The 19,620-nt window shown below is 50.4% G+C and carries 15 protein-coding genes and 1 riboswitch; of the genes, 7 read left to right on the top strand and 8 right to left on the bottom strand.

The genetic code is table 11. The features are described 5' to 3' along the window. Positions 1-305: 305 nt before the first annotated feature. From FPZ45_RS05620 to FPZ45_RS05630, 3 genes are read right to left on the bottom strand one after another with little or no spacing between them, the layout of a single operon-like run. Positions 306-1,451 (bottom strand): Ger(x)C family spore germination protein, encoded by a 1,146-nt coding sequence (locus FPZ45_RS05620; protein WP_144699311.1) that lies wholly within the window; start codon positions 1,449-1,451, stop codon positions 306-308. After that, positions 1,448-2,929, bottom strand: a complete 1,482-nt coding sequence (locus FPZ45_RS05625; RefSeq protein ID WP_144699313.1) for a spore germination protein — start codon at positions 2,927-2,929, stop codon at positions 1,448-1,450. The genes FPZ45_RS05620 and FPZ45_RS05625 overlap by 4 nt, the downstream gene beginning before the upstream one ends. Further along, entirely contained in the window at positions 2,889-4,010 is a 1,122-nt protein-coding gene (locus FPZ45_RS05630; protein WP_246120363.1) for an endospore germination permease, read from the bottom strand. Before FPZ45_RS05630 ends, FPZ45_RS05625 begins: the two co-directional genes overlap by 41 nt. A 265-nt stretch (positions 4,011-4,275) precedes the next feature. Here FPZ45_RS05630 and FPZ45_RS05635 point away from each other — a divergent pair, with 265 nt between their 5' ends. After that, positions 4,276-5,274: a glucosaminidase domain-containing protein gene (locus tag FPZ45_RS05635; RefSeq protein ID WP_144699315.1), complete on the top strand. Its 999-nt coding sequence runs from the start codon at positions 4,276-4,278 to the stop codon at positions 5,272-5,274. Here FPZ45_RS05635 and FPZ45_RS05640 read toward each other — a convergent pair. The 3 genes from FPZ45_RS05640 to desA all read right to left on the bottom strand — a co-directional run bounded on the left by FPZ45_RS05640 (position 5,267) and on the right by desA (position 8,118). Continuing rightward, positions 5,267-5,872 carry a response regulator transcription factor gene (locus FPZ45_RS05640; protein WP_144699317.1) on the bottom strand — a complete coding sequence of 202 codons (606 nt, stop codon included), beginning with the start codon at positions 5,870-5,872 and terminating at the stop codon, positions 5,267-5,269. The genes FPZ45_RS05635 and FPZ45_RS05640 overlap by 8 nt on opposite strands. A gap of 3 nt (positions 5,873-5,875) precedes the next feature. After that, entirely contained in the window at positions 5,876-7,012 is a 1,137-nt protein-coding gene (locus FPZ45_RS05645; protein WP_144699319.1) for a sensor histidine kinase, read from the bottom strand. Between the two features lie 62 nt (positions 7,013-7,074). After that, entirely contained in the window at positions 7,075-8,118 is a 1,044-nt protein-coding gene (gene desA, locus FPZ45_RS05650; RefSeq protein ID WP_144699321.1) for a Delta(5) desaturase DesA, read from the bottom strand. 197 nt (positions 8,119-8,315) lie between these two features. On the opposite strand from desA, the gene FPZ45_RS05655 reads away from it, so the two are divergent. The 4 genes from FPZ45_RS05655 to FPZ45_RS05670 all read left to right on the top strand — a co-directional run bounded on the left by FPZ45_RS05655 (position 8,316) and on the right by FPZ45_RS05670 (position 13,112). Beyond that, positions 8,316-10,586: a PAS domain S-box protein gene (locus FPZ45_RS05655; RefSeq protein WP_186438242.1), complete on the top strand. Its 2,271-nt coding sequence runs from the start codon at positions 8,316-8,318 to the stop codon at positions 10,584-10,586. 113 nt (positions 10,587-10,699) lie between these two features. After that, on the top strand, positions 10,700-10,900 hold the full coding sequence (locus FPZ45_RS05660) for a copper ion binding protein (protein ID WP_144699323.1): 201 nt from the start codon (positions 10,700-10,702) through the stop codon (positions 10,898-10,900). Positions 10,901-11,045: 145 nt separating this feature from the next. Then, positions 11,046-11,357 (top strand): hypothetical protein, encoded by a 312-nt coding sequence (locus FPZ45_RS05665; protein WP_144699325.1) that lies wholly within the window; start codon positions 11,046-11,048, stop codon positions 11,355-11,357. Between the two features lie 36 nt (positions 11,358-11,393). After that, positions 11,394-13,112: an ABC transporter ATP-binding protein gene (locus FPZ45_RS05670; RefSeq protein WP_144699327.1), complete on the top strand. Its 1,719-nt coding sequence runs from the start codon at positions 11,394-11,396 to the stop codon at positions 13,110-13,112. An 806-nt stretch (positions 13,113-13,918) separates the two neighbouring features. On the opposite strand, the gene FPZ45_RS05675 is transcribed toward FPZ45_RS05670, so the two are convergent. After that, positions 13,919-15,076: an AI-2E family transporter gene (locus FPZ45_RS05675; protein ID WP_144699329.1), complete on the bottom strand. Its 1,158-nt coding sequence runs from the start codon at positions 15,074-15,076 to the stop codon at positions 13,919-13,921. Between the two features lie 116 nt (positions 15,077-15,192). Beyond that, positions 15,193-15,331: riboswitch (cyclic di-AMP (ydaO/yuaA leader) on the top strand. A 195-nt stretch (positions 15,332-15,526) separates the two neighbouring features. Here FPZ45_RS05675 and FPZ45_RS05680 point away from each other — a divergent pair. Together FPZ45_RS05680 and FPZ45_RS05685 are read left to right on the top strand one after the other, a co-directional pair. Then, a complete protein-coding gene (locus tag FPZ45_RS05680; protein WP_144699331.1) occupies positions 15,527-16,714 on the top strand; it encodes a KamA family radical SAM protein in 1,188 nt (395 codons plus the stop codon). A gap of 222 nt (positions 16,715-16,936) precedes the next feature. Continuing rightward, the gene (locus tag FPZ45_RS05685) at positions 16,937-18,427 is read left to right on the top strand and encodes an outer membrane protein assembly factor BamB family protein (protein ID WP_144699333.1); all 1,491 of its coding nucleotides are present in this window, start codon (positions 16,937-16,939) and stop codon (positions 18,425-18,427) included. Here the strand turns inward: FPZ45_RS05685 and FPZ45_RS05690 are convergent. Further along, positions 18,406-19,599, bottom strand: a complete 1,194-nt coding sequence (locus tag FPZ45_RS05690) for a hypothetical protein (protein ID WP_144699335.1) — start codon at positions 19,597-19,599, stop codon at positions 18,406-18,408. The two genes, FPZ45_RS05685 and FPZ45_RS05690, sit on opposite strands and share 22 nt — an antisense overlap. Between the last annotated feature and the right edge of the window lie 21 nt (positions 19,600-19,620).

The following is a 19,620-nucleotide window of genomic DNA, read 5'->3' on the forward strand; positions in this document are numbered from 1 at the left end:
GAGTCATGTTGATATTCCTCCGATGAATGTTGTCTCGACAACCTCATTCTAAGAGAGAACTTTCAACATGGCTTTATTTAATGTTTACCAACAGCCATTTTACACAATTATATGGACTCTACTCTGCACTGGGCCAATCCGGGAGAGTAACTCGAAAAAATCGAACAACTCACACCACAGTGGGGCAAACCGGGGGAGTTGCTCGAAAAAATCGAACAACTCGCGCCTGCACTGGGTCAATCCAGGGGAGTTACTCGAAAATTTGCACAACTCTCGCAGCGCCGAGATCATCCTTTCCCTTACGTTTATCCTACTCTGCCTTTGTATTTGCCTGTGTTCCTTAAATGAACTTTCACGGTGATACTTCGAATAGAAGCGCCATTTAGAATAAAAGGTTGGTTGTCGCGCAAAGCATGCCACTTGCGGGGATGATTGCGATACAGCGTCTCTTCAAGCTTCAGAACATCGACTTGTTTGTTTAAACCCATGCGGAAGCTCTCCATAATCTCGTCCCGCACGTGGTTCTCAGCCTGTTCTTCTAAAAAGCGGATCGGGACGTTCTTCAACAATTCGTCGAGAGTGGCGTCAAGTTTCAAGCGGATATCGAATACGGCTTTGCCGTCTTTCACATCGGATTTTACATCATATTGGGGGTTAATCAAGACAAGGTTCGCGACCACGGGGCCTCCCGAGGGGATTTGAACGAGCGATCGCCGCAACTGTCTCTGCGTCCACCGTGTTCCGGACAATTCTTGCTCGGATAGCCAGGCCGCCATTTTCTGCCCTTTGAAGAAAAACGCGCCGTTGATCTTGAGCATGGATTTGCCTTTTTTTTCTTCGCTCCAAACGTCCTTCGCGATCGAAATCGACGGCATAATGGCGGGCTCGCCAGGCTCCGAAATCTGTGCGATGATTCGATTGCCCTTCAGCGGTACGATAAACGAGCGTTGCGAATAAGTCTCCTCGGGCGAAATCATGATTGTATCGAGCGGAGACAGGTTAAACACCGATTTTTGGATAAAAATGTCGTGCAGATTCTCTTTCGTACCATATACGTAAATGTTATAGCGGACTTCCCCGAACCGGTAAAACGAGTTGTAAGCATCTTCGATCCCTTTTTTGAGTACGCTCTCCGAGAAAACGACTGCTTTTACATGTCCCCAGAATATTCGCATTTGCGAAGTGGCGTAAATCGAGGTCAACGATTCGCTAATCGTCCTGCCTACGCCTTTGCCGACCCAGATCGGAACGTTCTTGCCGATCTCCACATTCTCGTTCCGCCCGACGTTGGCGAAGTTCAGCAATTGAATATACGTAATATATTGGCCGTTCAAGTAATCGATACCGACCGCGGTGGCGTAGTCCATATTCTGAATGTCCTTGGAGTTCCAGCATCCGGATAAGAGGAGAAGCAGCAGCAAACCGAACAAAGAATAGGCGAGACGTATCATGGCGACTGCCCTTCCTGATGGTCGGGGTCCACCGGGTCGATGGTTCCGGGACGAGATCGGATTCGGTCCCAAGGCACTCGCAGGTAAGAAACTGCGAGATCCTTAACATTAAGAGGGGACAGAGGGGCAAGGTAAGAAACGCCGAAGGAGTGCAGCCTGGCCAAATACCCGATGAGCAAAACTAAGCTGAGAATAAGCCCGAACATCCCCAAAAAAGACGATACGACAAAGATGGCGAGCCGGATCAGGCTGATGACGGTGCTTAAAGACTGGTTGACCAGCGTGACAGATGTAACCGCGGTAATCGCCCCAACTACGACGACGGAAGGCGAGACGAGGCCGGCGCGGATAGACGCGTCTCCGATGATCAAGCCGCCGACGACCGTCAGCGTCTGACCGATGGTGCTCGGCAGCCGGACGCCAGCCTCGCGGAAAATCTCGAGCAGCAACAGAAGAATGAGCAATTCCATCTGCGCGGACAAGGGAAGGCCAAGGCGCGCCCCGGCGATCGTCGCCATCAAACGGAACGGAATCTGATCCTGATGAAAGGCGACAAGCGAGACCCATATGCCCGGAAGCGTTATGGACAGAAAAAGACTGACATACCGGATGATTCGAGCGAAGGATACGTAAGTGTAGTTGAAATGAACGTCCTCGGGCGATTTCATAATCAAGGATAACGTAGCCGGGCCGATCAGCACCATCGGGATGCCATCCACGATCAGGATAAACCTGCCTGCAAGCAGGCTGGAGACGATGAAGTCCGGGCGGCCGCTCGTATCGAAGACGGGAAAAACCGTATATTTGTTATCCGCCAACATTTCTTCCAACTGATTGATGCTGTAGATGCCATCCAGGTCGATCTTCTTCAACCTCTTGCGCACTTCTTCCAGGATTTTGGGAGATAGAATGTCTTCGAAGTACAGCAAACCGACTTTCGTTTTCGTTCTGCGGCCGAGCGTGAAGGCTTCGTAATTGAGTGTCGAGCTGCGAATCCGCTTGCGGATAAGCCCGACGTTTACGACGAGATCCTCCGTGAATCCGTCCTTCGGCCCTTTAATAGATATTTCGGTATTGGATTCCTCCGGCGTTCGCTGCGGACGATTGCAAATATTCATCTTGAACAGGCGTCCGCTCGCGGAGAACAGCATGAGCAGGTCGCCTTGAAACAAATACTCGGCAATTACTTCGGCATCTTCGGTCTCGCTTATCGGAATGAGCGGAAGAGTCCCCGTAATCATGCCGGATTCGAGCTTAAAACCGCCATTCTGGCGGAAAAACCGGCCCAATTCAGGAAGTACGACCTGACCGATCTGAACGGAGTCGCACATCCCTTCCGCGAACACCAGTACGACTTCGGAGCTTTTTTGATCGTCGAATTTGCACGGTTGCAGCTGCACGTCCGAGGAATTCGCGAACAAGGCGCGTAGTCTGGATTCATTCCAAGGTTCCTTGCCTGCTTGCGTTTGCTCGGTCATGTTGCGCCTCCTTTGGCCGTTTGGAGAATAACGATATCGCGATCCAAGCGAGCGAAAACGTCAAGAGGACAGTCAGGGAGATCGGGAAATAGTAATGGTACATCCATAGATAGAAGCTGTATTCGTTCATCGGAAATAACGCTAGCATCACGTAGCTCAAGGCGACGAGCATGATCAGCTTTTTTCTTAACCCGACCTCTCGGATAGGCAGCATTTCCAGAAACAGAAAGATGGAAACGCCAATCCGGACGCAAGCTCCCGCCTGCCACTGGTATATGGAGAAAAAATCGACGTGTTCGACATATGAGCCCAATTTAACGAGACGCCACTGTTCGTACGGAGACACCATCTGTTTGGCCGCTTCCGCGGGACCGAACTCCGTAATGGCACCTATAAGCGGTCCGAGCATGATATAGATCATAATGATCCCATAAATCGCGATCCCCCACGGGCGGACCTTCGACTTCAGTCGATGTTGCATCGCAATCAGGGCGATCAGCTCGACGAATCCCCCACCGGCGTAGACCATCCCTTCCAGAATGGGAGACAAGCCGTGTTCCATATAAGGCTTGAGAAGATTGAAATTTTTCTCGGGATAATTCGAAACGCTGACGAATATCCCGAGAACGATCACGAGCGGCAGAAGTATGCCCGACATGATCGCGATGACGCGAAGGCCCCAGAGGGCGTAGAGCGAGCAAAAGACGGTTAGCACCAAAGCCAGAACGAACTTCGGAGTGTTGGGCAAGTAGTTGGTAATCGTCCAACTCGAAGTATGGACGACCGTCATTGCCCCGATTAAATAAAAGTTCGCGCATATCGGAAGAGTGAGCAGCCAGGCAAAGATCGGATGAGTCCGTTCAGCAAGCCAAGGTCTTAATTCTTGCTGGCCGGACCGGTTCATGAACATGGCAAGCAGCAAGCACCAAGGGATGAACAATACGGCCGTGGCAATCACCGAAATCCAAGCATCCCTGCCGGCCGCATCAAGCAGCATCGGATTTACGGTAACGTGGTTGGTCAGCCCGTTCATCAGCATCAGAATCGTGCAAGCCTGAAAAAAATTGATTTTCCCTTTCACGGTCAATTCAAGATCACCTAAATAGTTGGCAAAGTTTTGTAACGAAGTTAATATGCTCCGATCCCTGATTTATATGTAGCGTGAAATGAAGGGGAAGGATATCCTCATACGGTCAACCGATGATGGAAAATGAAAAAATCTTAATCCGACAAATTAACATTTTTTATTCGCATATAGAATGACAAGCTTTTTACTCGCATATATGTACAATCAAGCCATTAACCACGAATAGCCTTCACCAAATTGATGAAAGAGGTGTAGTCGAATGCGTAGGATAACGATTCGGAATCTAATGATTTGCCTATTAGCGACAGCGCTCATATGGTCTCTCGGGACCCTTTATTCGTCCCTAACCGAAGCTTTATCGATCCAGCCCAAAGATCTTCATACGGACCAAGTCCCTCAAGATCCCGCGTCACCACCCCCGATTCCGGCAGTGCCGATCTCAAGTGTTTCGCAGACCGTAGACATCCCGAAAAACAAAGAAACCGAAGTACATATCTCGTCATCCGTATCGGCAAAACCGATTCAAACATACGAAGTGACCGCCTATTATCTTAACGTAAGAGCGAACGGTTACCCGAAATCCAAAATCATTAACGTCGTCGAGAAAGGTACCCGATTGGAGATCGTAGCCAAGACAGATAACGGTTGGTTGAGGATTAAGGGCGGCGGTTACGTGCACGGAGATTATGCCAAATTAGTCGATGTGCAAGCCGTTCCCGGCGAAGGAGCCAATCAAGCAGATCCGATTCAGGGGGGCAAGGAAGACGAGGAGGAGAGAAAAGCCGAGGAAGGTTCGGACAAACCCGCAGAGCCCGTGCAGCCTACATCGACGGTCGAGACGTTATCAGGGCTGTCGGAGGAAAATATCGCGGTCATATTCGAAGGGACTGCGCTCGCGGGTCACGGTTTGGAAAAAACGGTATTGGAAGTGGAAGAGGATTACGGAATCAACGCCTTGTTCACGATTGCCGTCATGAAGCTGGAGAGCGGCAACGGCAGCAGTACATTGGCCAAGAAGAAAAATAATCTGTTCGGGTTAAACGCTTCGGGCGCGAACCCTCACGATAAGGCATACAGCTTTGAAACGAAAGGGGACAGCGTGCGAAAGTTCGGTCAGCTTCTTTCGAACAACTACGTGGATAAAGGATATACGACAATCGAGAAAATCGCCGGGAAATACTGTCCTGCGAATTCCCAATGGCCGAAACTCGTAAAGAACATTATGAAGAAAGACTTCAGAAAGCTGAACGTTATTTAAACCAACCTTTCTCGTTAAAACGTTTGATCGCTTCGACTCGATTGCTGACGTTGAGCTTATCGAGAATAATTGAGATGTAATTGCGGATCGTTCCGGTCGTCAAATAAAGTTCCGTAGCGATTTCCTTCGTATTCTTTCCGTCGGCGATCAAGCCGAGTACTTCTTTCTCCCGGTCTGTCAGCGGGTTATCGTTCTCTTCGCGATAAGCGTCGTCGACCAATTCAGGTGCATATACGCGGCGTCCTGCAAGCACGCTGCGGATCGTGCTCGCCAGTTCTTCGCTCGGACTGTCCTTGAGCAAGTAACCGCCTACGCCGGCTTTAATCGCGCGTTCGAAATACCCCGTGCGCGCGAACGTGGTCAGTATAATGACTTTGCATGAAAGATCCTTGAGTTCTTCGGCGGCTTCGAGGCCGCTTTTGCCCGGCATTTCGATATCCATAACGCAAATATCCGGTTTTAGCATCCGGACGAGTTCGACCGCTTGCGCGCCGTCCGAAGCTTTACCTACGACTTTCATGTCATCTTCCAGATCGAGCAGGGAGCCAAGCGCTCCGAGCAGCATTCTTTGGTCTTCGGCGATCACGATGCGGATCATGATTTAATCCTCCTTTGGGAGCTTTACGATGTGCGGAATGCGCGCGATGAGCTTGGTGCCTTCACGCAAGGAAATCTCCAGCGTGCCGTTGACGAATTCCAGACGTTCTTTCATGCCTTGCAATCCGTGCCCTTGTCTGAAATTCAATTGTTCAGGACGGCTCGTTCCGTTATCCTGAACTTCCATAATCACTTCGGTCTCCGTCTGTTTTATCGTTAAAGAACAGAGGGTGGCGCCGCTGTGTTTCACCACGTTGTTAACGGCCTCTTTCAAGATCATGCTGAGCACGTTTTCGGTCAAGAGAGAGACGCCTGCCAGCATCGGGGTATCTTTCATCTCGTATTCGATCTGCGCGGCTTTGAGTATTTGTTTAATGCGCAGAATCTCGTCTTCCAGCCTCGTACCCCGCATTTGCGAGACGAGCATCCGGATTTCCTGCAATGCGGCTCTGGCCGTCGACTGGACGTCTTTGATCTCCGAGCGGGCGCGATCCGGGTTCTTGGTAACTAGCTTGTTCGCCAGATCGCTCTTCAGCCCGATGAGCGACAGCTTCTGACCTAACGTATCGTGAAGATCGCGGGCGATGCGTTGACGCTCCTCGAGTTTGACCAACTCGGAAATTCGCATATTGGCGTCTTTAAGCTGCTCCTGAAGCACTCCTTGTTTATTGCGATTATAGCTTCCGAGAGGCAGCAGGATGACGGCGAGAAGGCTGATCAGGATAAACGGGGTTTGCGTAATAAAAAACTTATCTTGCAAAATAAACCCCAGATTCACGGCGATAAAGCTGCTTACGATATGAACCGTGTAGAGCGTAATAAATCCGGCCTTGTTCTGGATATTGCCTATGAAGAAAGCCAGGAAAAAAGCGAAATAAGCGTAACTGAACAAAAGCGTCATCGCGATGGAGATCAAAATCTGGACGCTCGTTCCAACATAAACCGGCCAACCTTTGGCGTTCAAGGTAAGCCGGTAGCAGAAGAAGAACAGAATAATCATCAGGATGCCGGTAACGACCTCAATATTCGACGAAGAACGGAAAATAAAGTAAAACGGCAAAATGTAAAACATGAGCCAGACATAAGGGCTGATACCGTTTGTTTTCGGGAAAAGCTGGACTTTTTTTAGCCTTTTGTACATGATCATGCTCCTACAAGGTATCTTGTAGCCTATTTTAGCACAATGTTGCCGGTTAAGGAGAGTTAGGCGACTTCATCCTTTTTCCGCGTCTTAGCTTCGATCTTGGCCGTCTTCGATTGGGCGATAAGTCCTTTGATGTGTCCAAAAGTTACGAAAGTTCGGTTTTGCTCGTCCCATAATTTGAAGCGAAGCGCGCCGAAGCTTGTCGAGAGCGTGATTGTCGTCGCGCGCTGCAGAGGAGTTACGGACTCATGCGCTTTTTCGAGCAAGTAGTTAGGTACCCTCGGACTCAAATGATGAACATGATGGAACCCGATATTGCCTGTCATCCATTGCAATAGTCTCGGAAGCTTGTAGTAGGAACTGCCTTCCACGGCGGCTTTAACGTAACTCCATTCTTCTTCGTTCTCGAAGTAGGAATCTTCGAATTGATGTTGAACGTAGAACAGCCAGATGCCTGCAATCCCGGAAATCCAGAATACCGGCGCTTGAACGAGAAGGAAATCCTTCCATCCGATCATCCAGATCAGCGTGCCGTAAAGAACGGCAATTCCGACGTTCGTGATCCAAGTATTGCGCCGCTCGGCTGACCTGGCGCCTTTCCTGTTGAATCGGTATTCGATGAGGAAAATGGCGAAAGGGCCGATCCCGAACATGACAAGAGGGTTGCGGTATATCCGGTAGTACAATCTTTTCCATCGGGAAGCCGCAATATATTCGTCTACTGTTAACAGCCACATATCCCCGACGCCTCGTTTGTCCAGGTTGCTGCTCGTGGAATGATGAATGGAATGGCTATGTTTCCATTGATGATAAGGAAACAAAGTCAGAATTCCGGTTATCGTTCCAACGATTTCATTCGCTCTGCGACTTTTGAAAAAGGATTGATGGCAGCAGTCGTGAAAAATGATAAAAGTTCGGATCACGAATCCTGCCGCGGCTAAGATGAACGGCAGTGCCAGCCAGTAGGAGACGGACAAGCTAAGATAAGCCGCAGCCCACAGGAGTATAAAAGGCGGAATTGTATTTAGCAGCTGCAAAACGCTCGTTATCACATTCGATTTTTCGTAAGGAGAAACATCTTTTTTCAGTTGGGCGGTATTCATCGGTCGGAGTTCCCCCTTTGGAATTCAAGTCATAATCTCATTGTATGTCATGCTCAGGGGCGGCCGTTAGTCACAAGTGTCAGTACATACATATGACAAATGTCATAAGAATCATATAATTCTTGTAGAAATAAAGAGGAATTTGTCGTAGGACGTCAAAATTTATACATATCAACCTAGACACCGGAGGCAAGGTCATGTCTATCAAAGCCAAGCTTTCGCTGCTAATATCAGTCATCGTGACGATTATCCTGACGCTCAACATTTCGATATTTTACTTTTCTTCCAAAAACAAGCTTGAGGAGAACCTCAACCAAGAGATGATTACGATCGCCAGGCACATCGGAACAAGCTTGGGAACGGCTGAGAAGTCCAAGGCGTTTCTGGAGAATATGATCGGAGAAAGGCTTCGAACGGTCGCGGTTTCCGCATTGAAAGAACTTGATCCAAGTATCGATCGGGTGAGCAACGAACAATTGGTCGAACTTAGCCGAAAGTTTGGCGTCGATCATATTTCTCTATGGAAAAGAACGGATAACGATATCGTCGTGCTCAAATCATCCGACCCGAACGAGCTTAATATGGGGTCGAGCACGATGGATTACTGGTTTACGGCATTTAACCAACTGCTCAACGAACGTTATGTCTCGATTCCGCAAGGGCAAAAGCTGCCTAACTATTGGTCGGGCCCCGCTCAATACGCGTCCTCAGATCCCGATCACGTGAACAAGTGGGGATATTATTACGACGGTTCGACCGATTACATCATTAACCCGTACATAAGTGCGGAAGCGTTCCTTAATTATGAGAGCAAGGTCGGAACGGCTGCGCTCGTTCGCAGCTTAATGAAGGATAACTCTGATATCCTCGGTATCGCCGGTTTCGATCCGGAGTTTTTTGGCAAACCGCCCATCATCAAAATGAAGAAAGGCAAAGCCGTTTACAATCTGGACGTCCGCGGCGTTCCTTTCGGGGAAAATACGTATCCGGATGAAGAGAACGACAGAGCTCTGGTCAACCGTGCGAACGAGACGGGCCAGGTGATGACCTCCAAAGCTCGATTACAAGGGACCAGTATCATCAAGAGCTTTATTCCTCTCAATGACGAGGCTCCTTATGTGGTTGGAGTCGTATTCGATTATGCGGTGGTGAAAGAGGCGCTTAATCGGCAATTAATACTGCATTCTTCAATCTCGCTCACTTTGATCTTGATCGCTTGGATGGCCAGTTACGTGATCGCGGGAGTTCTAATCAGACCGTTGCGTCACATTCTGGACAACGTCAACGGAATCGCGAAGGGACGATTCGACAGTAAGATCGTCGTACGCAGCAAGGACGAACTGGGATGGCTGTCTTCGCGCGTGAACGCTATGGCGGATAATCTTCAGAACTATATGAGCAGGCTGCGGGATTCGGCAGAGGAGCTTAGAAGCACGAAGGAATATTTAGAATCATTCGTCAATCAAACGTCGGATGCCATTCATGTTACGGACCTTGAGGGAACGGTTATCCAAGCGAACAATGCCTTCGAAACGATGTACGGCTGGCGGGTAGAGGAAGCGTTAAACCGGAAGCTGGATAAGATTCCCGATCATCTGCGGTCCGAATATGAAGAAATACGCCGTCGCATCGAGCGGGGAGAATCGGTTACGGATTATGAAACCGTACGCGTTCGTAAAGACGGGTCCCTTATTGACGTCAGCATCACGGTATCGCCGATTAGGGACGAGAACGAGAAAGTTATGGCGATCGCGGAAATCTCCCGCAACATTACCGCCCGCAAGCAGGCGGAGGAGGCGATTCGCCGCACCGAGAAGTTGTCCGTAATCGGGCAACTGGCGGCGGGTGTCGCACACGAGATCCGCAATCCGCTGACGACTTTAAGGGGCTTCGTACAGCTATCGCAAAAACAAGGATCATTATCCGAGCCTTTTATAGAGATCATGCTGTCGGAGCTCGATCGGATCAACTTGATCGTAGGCGAATTCCTCGTTCTTGCTAAACCTCAAGCCGGAAAGCCGCAGCCGACGAATTTAGACAATCTGCTGCAGGACATGATCGCGTTGCTATATTCTCAAGCACGCCTTTTGAACGTGTCTTTCGTGACTCATTTCGACAAAGACCTGCCGTTGCTTGATTGCGATGCGAACCAGATGAAACAGGTATTCATCAACATCATTAAGAATGCTCTGGAAGCGATGCAGGATATCAGCGGAACGATAACGATCGAATTGCGGCACGATTCGGAGGCATCGGTAGTTGTGATTCGTGTCATCGACCAAGGCCGCGGCATCGCCGCGGACGAGCTTCCGAGGTTGGGAGAACCTTTCTTTACGAGCAAACCTTCCGGCAACGGATTAGGTCTTATGGTCAGCCAGCGGATTATCGCCAACCATAAAGGAGTTATGAACATCAGCAGCAAGCTTGGAGAAGGGACCTGCGTGGAGATTCGGCTTCCGCTGCGCTAATTAGGTTTTGAAGCGCAATCCGACGATCATTGCGAAGACAGAGGACGTCGGATACAATATAGCTAGTTATCCGCTACGGCGGAAGATTTGGAAGCGTCGAGGAGGGAAAGGGAATGTCGAACGTCACGTTAAAGGTTCAAGGAATGTCTTGCGGCCATTGCGTCAACGCGGTCGAAGGAGCGGTCAGGAGATTTGGAGCCGACGCGCAGGTGGATTTGGCGAAAGGTACTGTCGCGATTGTTTACGATGATGGCAAAGTTTCCCTCGAATCGATTAAGGAAGCGATCGAAGACCAAGGATACGACGTCGGCTGAATCCCGAAACCATCTTGTTTTATACTCGGAGTATAGGGTTGGTTGGCTTATGCCGACCGCCTTTTTTTATTTGACAGGGGTTGCTTCCTTGTATACATTTGTATACAAGGAATGTATACGAATGTATACATGGATGAGGTGTAATATGAGGGACGAACATGATCGAGGCGGAGGCAGGCATAGGACCGAAGGCAGGTCTGGAAGAGAAGGCAGGGAGCATTGCGGATCGCATCACGGGGCGCACGGCGCCCAGACATTCAGAAGAGCGCGTGTCCTGGCTTTCCTTGAGCAATTGCAGGGCAGGCGTGCGACGTTGGCGAGGCAACTGGGCGAACCTGAATTCGAAGCGATCAAGCCGGTCATATCCGGCGAGTTGAAGGCGCTAGAACACGTGATCGAAGAATATATCCTTCTGTTCGATCTCCAAGAGGTTGATCAACACAGAAGAGAAGATTAGACAATGCAGAGGCGTAAGAGAGGGGAAAACATAGAAATGCTTCGACGATTTTTCTCGTATTACCGTCCTTATAGAAATTTGTTTCTGCTCGACTTCGGCTGCGCGATCATCGCCGGCTTGCTCGAGCTGGCGTTTCCGCTGGCGATCAGCAAGTTCATTGACGATCTGTTGCCGAGCGGCAACTGGCGCATGATCGTGCTGGCCTGTATCGGATTGCTCGGCGTTTACGCGCTGAATACCGTATTGAACTACATCGTCACCTACTGGGGACATATGCTCGGCATCAATATCGAGACAGACATGCGGCGCAAAATGTTCGATCATATCCAGAAGCTGTCGTTCCGGTTTTTCGACAATAATAAGACAGGGCATCTGGTCGGAAGGGTCACGAACGATTTGAACGATATCGGAGAGCTGGCCCACCACGGGCCGGAGGACGTATTTATCGCCGTCATGACTCTCGCGGGTTCTTTTACGCTGATGGCTTACATCAATTTGGAGCTGGCATTGCTCACTTTTATCATCATCCCGATCATGGCGTGGCTGATCATCGTGTTCGGCGGAAAAATGACGGATACGTATCGCCGTCTATTCGGTAACGTCGGCAACTTCAACGCGCGGATCGAAGAGAATGTCGGCGGTATCCGCGTCGTGCAATCGTTCGCGAACGAAGAGCACGAGAAGAAGCTGTTTGCCGTGGATAATCGAAATTTCCGCGAGACGAAGCTGCTGGCTTACAAGACGATGGCCAAGAGCATCTCCGTCAACTATATGCTGATGCGGCTCATTACGATCTTCGTCATGGTGTGCGGGGCCTGGTTTTTCATTGCGGGGAAAATAGAGCTCGGTGAATTCATGGCGTTCCTGCTGCTATCGAACATCTTTTTCCGTCCGATTGAGAAGATTAACGCCGTCATCGAGAGTTATCCGAAAGGCATTGCCGGGTTTAAGAGATATACGGAGATTATCGACACCGAACCGGATATCGCCGATGCCAAGGACGCTGTGGAGGTCGAGTCGCTGCAGGGAGATATCCGCTTCGACAATGTGACTTTCGGCTACGAGCCGGGGAGGAGCATTCTAAAGGGAATTGATCTGTCGATTCACGCGGGTGAGACCATCGCATTCGTCGGCCCGTCTGGCGCCGGGAAAACGACGATCTGCAGCCTTCTGCCTAGGTTCTATGACGTTAACGATGGTAAGATTACAGTAGATGGTATAGATATCAGGGATATGACGCTTAAGTCGCTGCGCAAGAACATCGGCATCGTACAGCAAGACGTGTTTCTCTTCGCGGGAACGATTCGGGAGAATATCGCATACGGGGACCTTAAGGCGACCGACGAGCAGATCTGGGAAGCTGCTAGACGGGCATCTCTCGAAGAGACGATTAACCAGATGCCGAATGGGATGGACACGGTGATCGGGGAACGCGGCGTGAAGCTGTCCGGCGGCCAGAAACAGCGGATGGCGATCGCGAGAATGTTCCTGAAAAATCCACCGATCCTCATTCTGGACGAGGCGACTTCGGCGCTCGATACAGCGACCGAAGCGGCTATCCAGCAATCGCTGTCCGAGCTTGCGGTCGGGCGGACGACGCTCGTCATCGCCCACAGGCTGGCAACCATCAAGAATGCGGATCGCATCATCGTCGTCGACGAGAGCGGCATCGCGGAACAAGGCCGACACCAGGACCTAGTCTCTTCCGGCGGTATCTATAGCCGGTTGCATCAAGCGCAATATCAGCATGCGTAACGAAAAGAGGGTGTCCCAAAACCATTGACTAGGGGACACCCTCATCATACTACTTGTCGATTAATATTTTGTGGGGATGTGTCTCTTTACGGTTGCTGCTCCACCCCACAAAGTGAAGAAAAGCTTTGCAGCTTATTCCATTACTTTGCGGGGACCCCGGGTTGCCGCCGTGAAAATCTGAATTGGTAAACTCGTTGCAAGGCGTTTTCACGCCCACAAGAGGCAAACGCTTCGCTCCTTCAAGAGACACATGCCCCTTTTTAATCATCGTCAATTCGTCAAAATCCACATCATAACACAAAAGAAACCGTTATTTGGTAAAATGGAAGTGACGAGCAACCATTTAACTAAAGGAGCGGTTTCTTTGTATATTCAATATACCATGGACCAACTTTACCTGCCAATGGACTTGGAGGAAGACATTCCTCAAAATCACCTCGTGCGTATTGATAATACCACTGTTAACTAACTTAGCAACAGCATCTTTCGTTTATTTGGTGCTGCTTCCGCCGCAGTTCTTCTCTCAGGCACTCAAACGATCTAGCAGACCGTAACAGCCGCCAAAACCCCGACCACAGACACTCTAACGGTCTGCCAGACCGTAACAGCCGCCAAAACCCCTACCACGGGTACTCTAACGGTCTAGCAGACCGTAACAGCCGCCAAATCCCCTACCACGGGTACTCTAACGGTCTAGCAGAACGTAACAGCCGCCAAAACCCCGATCACAGACACTCTAACGGTCTAGCAGACCGTAACAGCCGCCAAAACCCCGACCACGGGCACTCTAACGGTCTCCTAGAGCACTATTCCGTAGCCGCGGATTCGGCCACAGGTTCATCATATAAGCCTGTCCGCTGCTTGAACCAACGGAATAGATGCGTCGTGATGACCTTCAGAATGGCATATCCGGGCACGGCCAGAATAATGCCGATCAATCCGAACAAGTTGCCGGCGGTGATGATGACGAAGATGATCGTAATCGGGTGAACGCGCATCGTCTTGCCCATAATTTGCGGCGAGATGAATTTTCCCTCGATCAACTGCACGATCGTCCAGATGATGATCATTTTGACCAGCATAACCGGAGACGTCATCATGGCGACGATCAACGCGGGCGTGATAGCAATCGCCGGTCCGAGGTAAGGAACGATGCTCGTGCAAGCTGCGATTACCGCAAGAACGAGAGAGTAATCGAGCCCAATAATGAGATATCCGATATAGAGAAGAACTCCGATGCAGCAACTGATGACGATCTGTCCGCGGATGTAGGAGCTGATCTGATGGTTCATTTCCATCATCACGCGGAACGAGCGGTCCCTTAGCTTGGTCGGAACGAAGCCGAGCACGAAGGGAGTCAGTTTTTTACGGTCCTTGAGCAGATAGAACAAGATAAAGGGAACCGTAATGATTGCCAGCACCGTTTCCGTAATTCGGCCGACGATGCCGCCGATACCAGACCAGGCGTTGCTCAATAGCGCGGACGCGCGCGACGAGAAATCGTCGACGAGTTTGGACGTGTCGATCCCGAGCAAGTCCTGCACTTGATTGAAGTACTCGTTGCCGACGAGTTCTTCGAACTTGGTCTGCGCATCTTGGCTATAAACGGGAAACTGGACGATCAGGCTCGTGATCTGCTCGCTAAGTAGCGGAATGACCTTCATAAAGATTAGCGTCAGAATCGTAATAATAAGCAAATATAAAGCGACGATGGAATAGACTCGCTTCACGTTGCGGCTTTCCATGTAATCCACGAGCGGGTTCAGCAAATAGAAGGCGACTCCCGTAAGCAGAAAAGGAAGGAAAACCGTTTCCAGAATGACGACAAATGGGTGGAAAACGTACGATATCTTGTCCAAGACGAAGATATTCAGACTAATGAGCAAAAAGATGGCAAGGATCAGGAACACTTTTCGGTCGAGCAGCCACTGGATGCGGTCCGACAAATTGCGAGCGCTTTGCATGGATTTTCCTCCTTCGTCTTTCTATTTTAACCGACTTGAAAAGCGAAGGAAAATGCCTACATGCCAAGTTGCGATTTGAGCCGCACAAGGTTGACACGGGAAATCGATTAAATTATAGTAAAAATAAGCTTAGTTTCCGGAAACGTCCGGAAAGCGGGGGAACCACTCTTCAGGGGCGAATCATTCTACACGAATGTAGGGAACCATCTATCCCGAGTCCGACAGCTAACCTCGTCAGCGTATGGATGGGTCGGATTGTCTTGTGCAGATAAACTGCTCATTCTTTGACCCGTTGAGGGTCTTTTTTGCTTTCTAAGGCCCTTGTTCGCGGCAGGGATGGTCTGCTGCGCGCTCGGGCTTTTTATTTTATTTTCGGAAAGGAGGGAGAAAGGGGTTTGGAACGGATTCGTTCTCGAATTCGAATGATTATATCTTGAGGAGGAATGCGAAGTGCCACAACCCAAGTATATCACCGATATCGGAAAAATCGCTCACATCCCCGAGCAACAACGCGAGCAACTGAAGAAGATCACTGACAAGTTCGTCTTTCGCGTTAACGACTACTACCTGAATCTGATCGACTGGAACGATCCCAACGATCCGATCCGCAAGCTGGTTATCCCGAATGAAGGGGAGCTGGCAGAATACGGGCGATGGGACGCTTCGGACGAAGATACGAACTACGTCGTTAAAGGCTGTCAGCATAAATACAAGTCGACCGCGCTGCTGATCGTCTCGGAAGTGTGCGGAGCCTATTGTCGGTATTGTTTCCGCAAGCGGTTATTCCGCAACGACGTGAATGAAGCCACTGCCGATGTCGAACCGGGCTTGCAATATATCGCGAATCACCCGGAAATCAGTAACGTGCTGCTTACCGGAGGCGACAGCCTCATTCTCGCCACCCCTAAACTGCGTGCGATTTTGCATAGATTAAGGGAAATCGAGCATGTCCAGATCATTCGTCTAGGCTCGAAAATACCTGTCTTTAATCCGATGCGAATCTACGAAGACGAAGAATTGTTGGACACGATCCGGGAGTTCTCGGACGCGAATAAAAGAATCTACGTGATGGCCCATATTAACCATCCACGGGAAATAACCCCGGAGGCGATCCGCGGATTTCAAGCGTTGCACGACGCTGGAGCGATCGTCGTCAATCAAACGCCCGTGCTTAAAGGAATCAACGACGATCCTGAGGTGCTAGGAGAACTGCTCGATAAGCTATCGTGGGCGGGCGTTACGCCATATTATTTCTTCGTCAACCGTCCGGTTGCAGGAAATAGCGAGTTCGTTCTGCCACTGGCCAAAGTATACGATATCGTGGAGAAGGCCAAAGCGCGCACTTCCGGGCTTGGCAAGCGGGTCCGCCTTTCAATGAGCCATACGTCCGGCAAAATCGAAATCCTCGCCATCGACAACGGGAAAGCTTATTTGAAATACCATCAATCCCGCGATGGACACTACGGACAATTCATGGTGCTCGATTGTCCGGACAATGCGGCTTGGTTTGACGATCTCCCCGGAAGCGAACGCTACTGGGATAAACCGAAGAAGAAAACGAACGAGGTCATCTCCGTCAACGAAATGCCCGATCTTCCCCGCAGAAGAGAGAGGAAAGCCGAAGCTCACAGCTCATAAGCAGACTTGCTTCAATGGGCCTTCGGCTGCGATTTGGCCAATACCGCCTACGGGCGGTATTCGTGCCAAGTCGCCCCTCGCGCAATCCTTCCAAATCATAATCCGATCGCATATCCCCGATAACGACAAATCATCCCCCAATTCTCACTGATCGTTTGACAAGTTTCTCGAAGCCCCGAATGTACAATCTATTTATTCAAAGCAGTGGGGGAATAAATAGAGATGCGCAAGGGACTCAAAGCATTCATTCTTGTTTTGGCAATCGTTTTCATTTCTCAAGGGATCGTCCATGCCAGCAGTCTTCTATCGCATCAGTGGAGAAACAAACCTTCGCTCCCGCAAATGTTTCCTGAAGTGTATACGAATGTGGAAGGGATACTGACTTTCCGCGGCTCGAACGAACGCGACGCCCCGTCATACGGCTTGGTTCATATGGTACGGCATCAACCAAAGATCGCGTGGGAGAAGCGGACGAAGAGTAGCTCCTGGGGCGGCGGAGCCGGTTGGACGGGCCAGCCCGCCATTGTGAAGTGGGCGCCGGAGGTACTCAAGACAATGAACGTCAATAATAAATTTCTTTCCAAACCGGATTTCAAGGAAGTGATCTATGCGTCTCTCGACGGATACGTCTATTTCATGGACTTGGAGACGGGCGAGGAGACACGTAGTCCGATTAAGGTCGGCAATCCCGTGAAAGGGAGCGTGTCCGTTGACGCCAGAGGTTATCCGTTGCTTTATGTGGGCGAGGGCATTCCGGAGAACGGGACAATCGGCTTTAACTTATATAGCCTGATCGACCAGAAGAGGCTCTTGCGCGTAAACGGGAAGGACCCGTTCGCTTATCGGAGCTGGGGGGCGTTCGACAGTTCCGCGATTTTTAACCGAATGGACGATACGCTGCTCGTCGGCGGGGAGAACGGACTATTCTACCACGTCAAGCTGAACACCAAGTTCGATCCGGAACGCAAGACGATCTCGATTAAGCCAGTCATCGGCAAGTATCGATATAAAATCAAAGACAACGCTTATCAAGGTATCGAGAATTCGGTAGCCGTCTATCGCGATTTGGCTTTTTTCGCGGATAACGGCGGCAGCGTCCAAGCCTTGAATTTGACTACGTTTGACACGCAATGGGCGCTTTCCCCGCTCGACGATACGGACGCTTCGATCGTGATCGAAGCGGAGGAAGGAGTTCCTTATCTCTATACGGGAACTGAAGTCGACAAACAGGGGAGCAAAGGCGACGCCATCATTCGGAAGATCAACGGTTTAACGGGCCAGGTTGTTTGGCAAAGCAGTTACCCCTGCTTCTCACTGCTCGGTGACCATCCTGTCAACGGCGGCGTGCTGGCTACACCGGTCATCGGTAAACGTGACATTGCGGGACTTGTGATTTTCACGATCGCCAGATACGGCACGTTCAGCGGGGGGGTGATGGCAGCTTTGGACAAAAAGACGGGGAAAGAAGTCTGGCGCTTGCCCATGAACAATTATGCTTGGTCGTCACCAGTCGATGTCTATAACGAGACAGGCAAATCTTACTTGATTCAAGCGGACTTCGCTGGCCGGATCTCCGTCATTTCGGGGAAAGATGGCCGGAAGCTGGGCAGTTTGAATATTGGATCGAATATCGAAGCCTCTCCAGCCGTTTACGACGACTATATGGTCGTCGCTTCGCGAGGAGGCAAAATCTACGGCATCAAGCTGGAGTGATCTTCTTTAGCAGGGATTATGAAAACATCTTCGATTTTCCAAGCGGCGTTGAAGCTATTACGTTTGAAGACCAGATGGAGTTCATCGTTGCGAGAAGTACGTCCGTTGGCAAGAATTCGGATAGGTAAACCGATGTCGGTCGTTAACCTTGTCTTCGACTCCTCTTGGAGCGTGCGAGCGAACTTCTTCTTCCATTTCTGCGGGACGGAAATCGATTGATAAGGGCCTAGCGCTTGGATGAACGCCTTGAACTTATTGTTGGGAGGATCATCCCATATTTGCCGAATCAGGATTTCATCTTTCCGATTTAGCGCTTCGATGAACCTTTCGGCGAGCGCAAGAGGAGGAGAAGATTCGAAATACGCGCGCAGATTGCCGGCGGCTTTGTAGACCATCAATTGGTGATCCGGATCGGGGATAACGGAGCGATGCGAAGTGCTGTCGAGGAAATGGACGCAGAAGTGCCCCGAAAATCCGTTGTCTGGAATGCCGTCTCCGCCGTGAGGCATGCCGTTCATGGAAGCGGCGATGCGTAAGCTGTCTTTCTGCACGACAATTGCTTTGCGATCCCAGCTCCATTTGCCGTCGTAAATCCGTTTCATGATCGCTGAGTCCACTTTGGTAAGCGGTTGTACGTCCGCATGGCTGCTCCCGGCACGTCGTTGAACGCGAAAAGAAAGTCCGCTTTCCAGATCGGTGATGGTGAAGGCGCTTTTGCGAGTTACGATGTTTCTTGCTTGCTCCCAGGGAATCAATTGTCCGTAATGCTTGTTTCGTAGCGCATCGGCGTATTTCAGCAGCCGTCGCGACGTTTGTTTGGAGAGCACGAGCTTTGCCGAGGTCAACGGGTTCCATAGTTTGCCTGAGCGTTCTAAACGATAGGATGATTCCCGTTTGCCATGCCGCAGGGAGACTTCAAGGTCGGGAATCAATACCCCGTCCTCGGAAGGCTCTTCTTTGGCGCGCAGCAACTGTCGAATCAGACTTGGACTTTCGATGAGCAGCGTGCTAACCATGGAGGATGATTGACTCGAACGAACGGTGAACAGGAGCGCGGGTGACTCGGATTGTCCGGCAGCCGTAACGGAATCGGTAAAAGCACAGAGCGAATAAACGCTCGCAAGCGCCAATACGACCAGGGCTATTCCGATTTTTCGCGACAATCGATCCATGATCCAATCCCCCGTATTTCC

Origin of the sequence: Cohnella terricola, assembly GCF_007786475.1 — a bacterium.
Taxonomy (GTDB): domain Bacteria; phylum Bacillota; class Bacilli; order Paenibacillales; family Paenibacillaceae; genus Cohnella; species Cohnella terricola.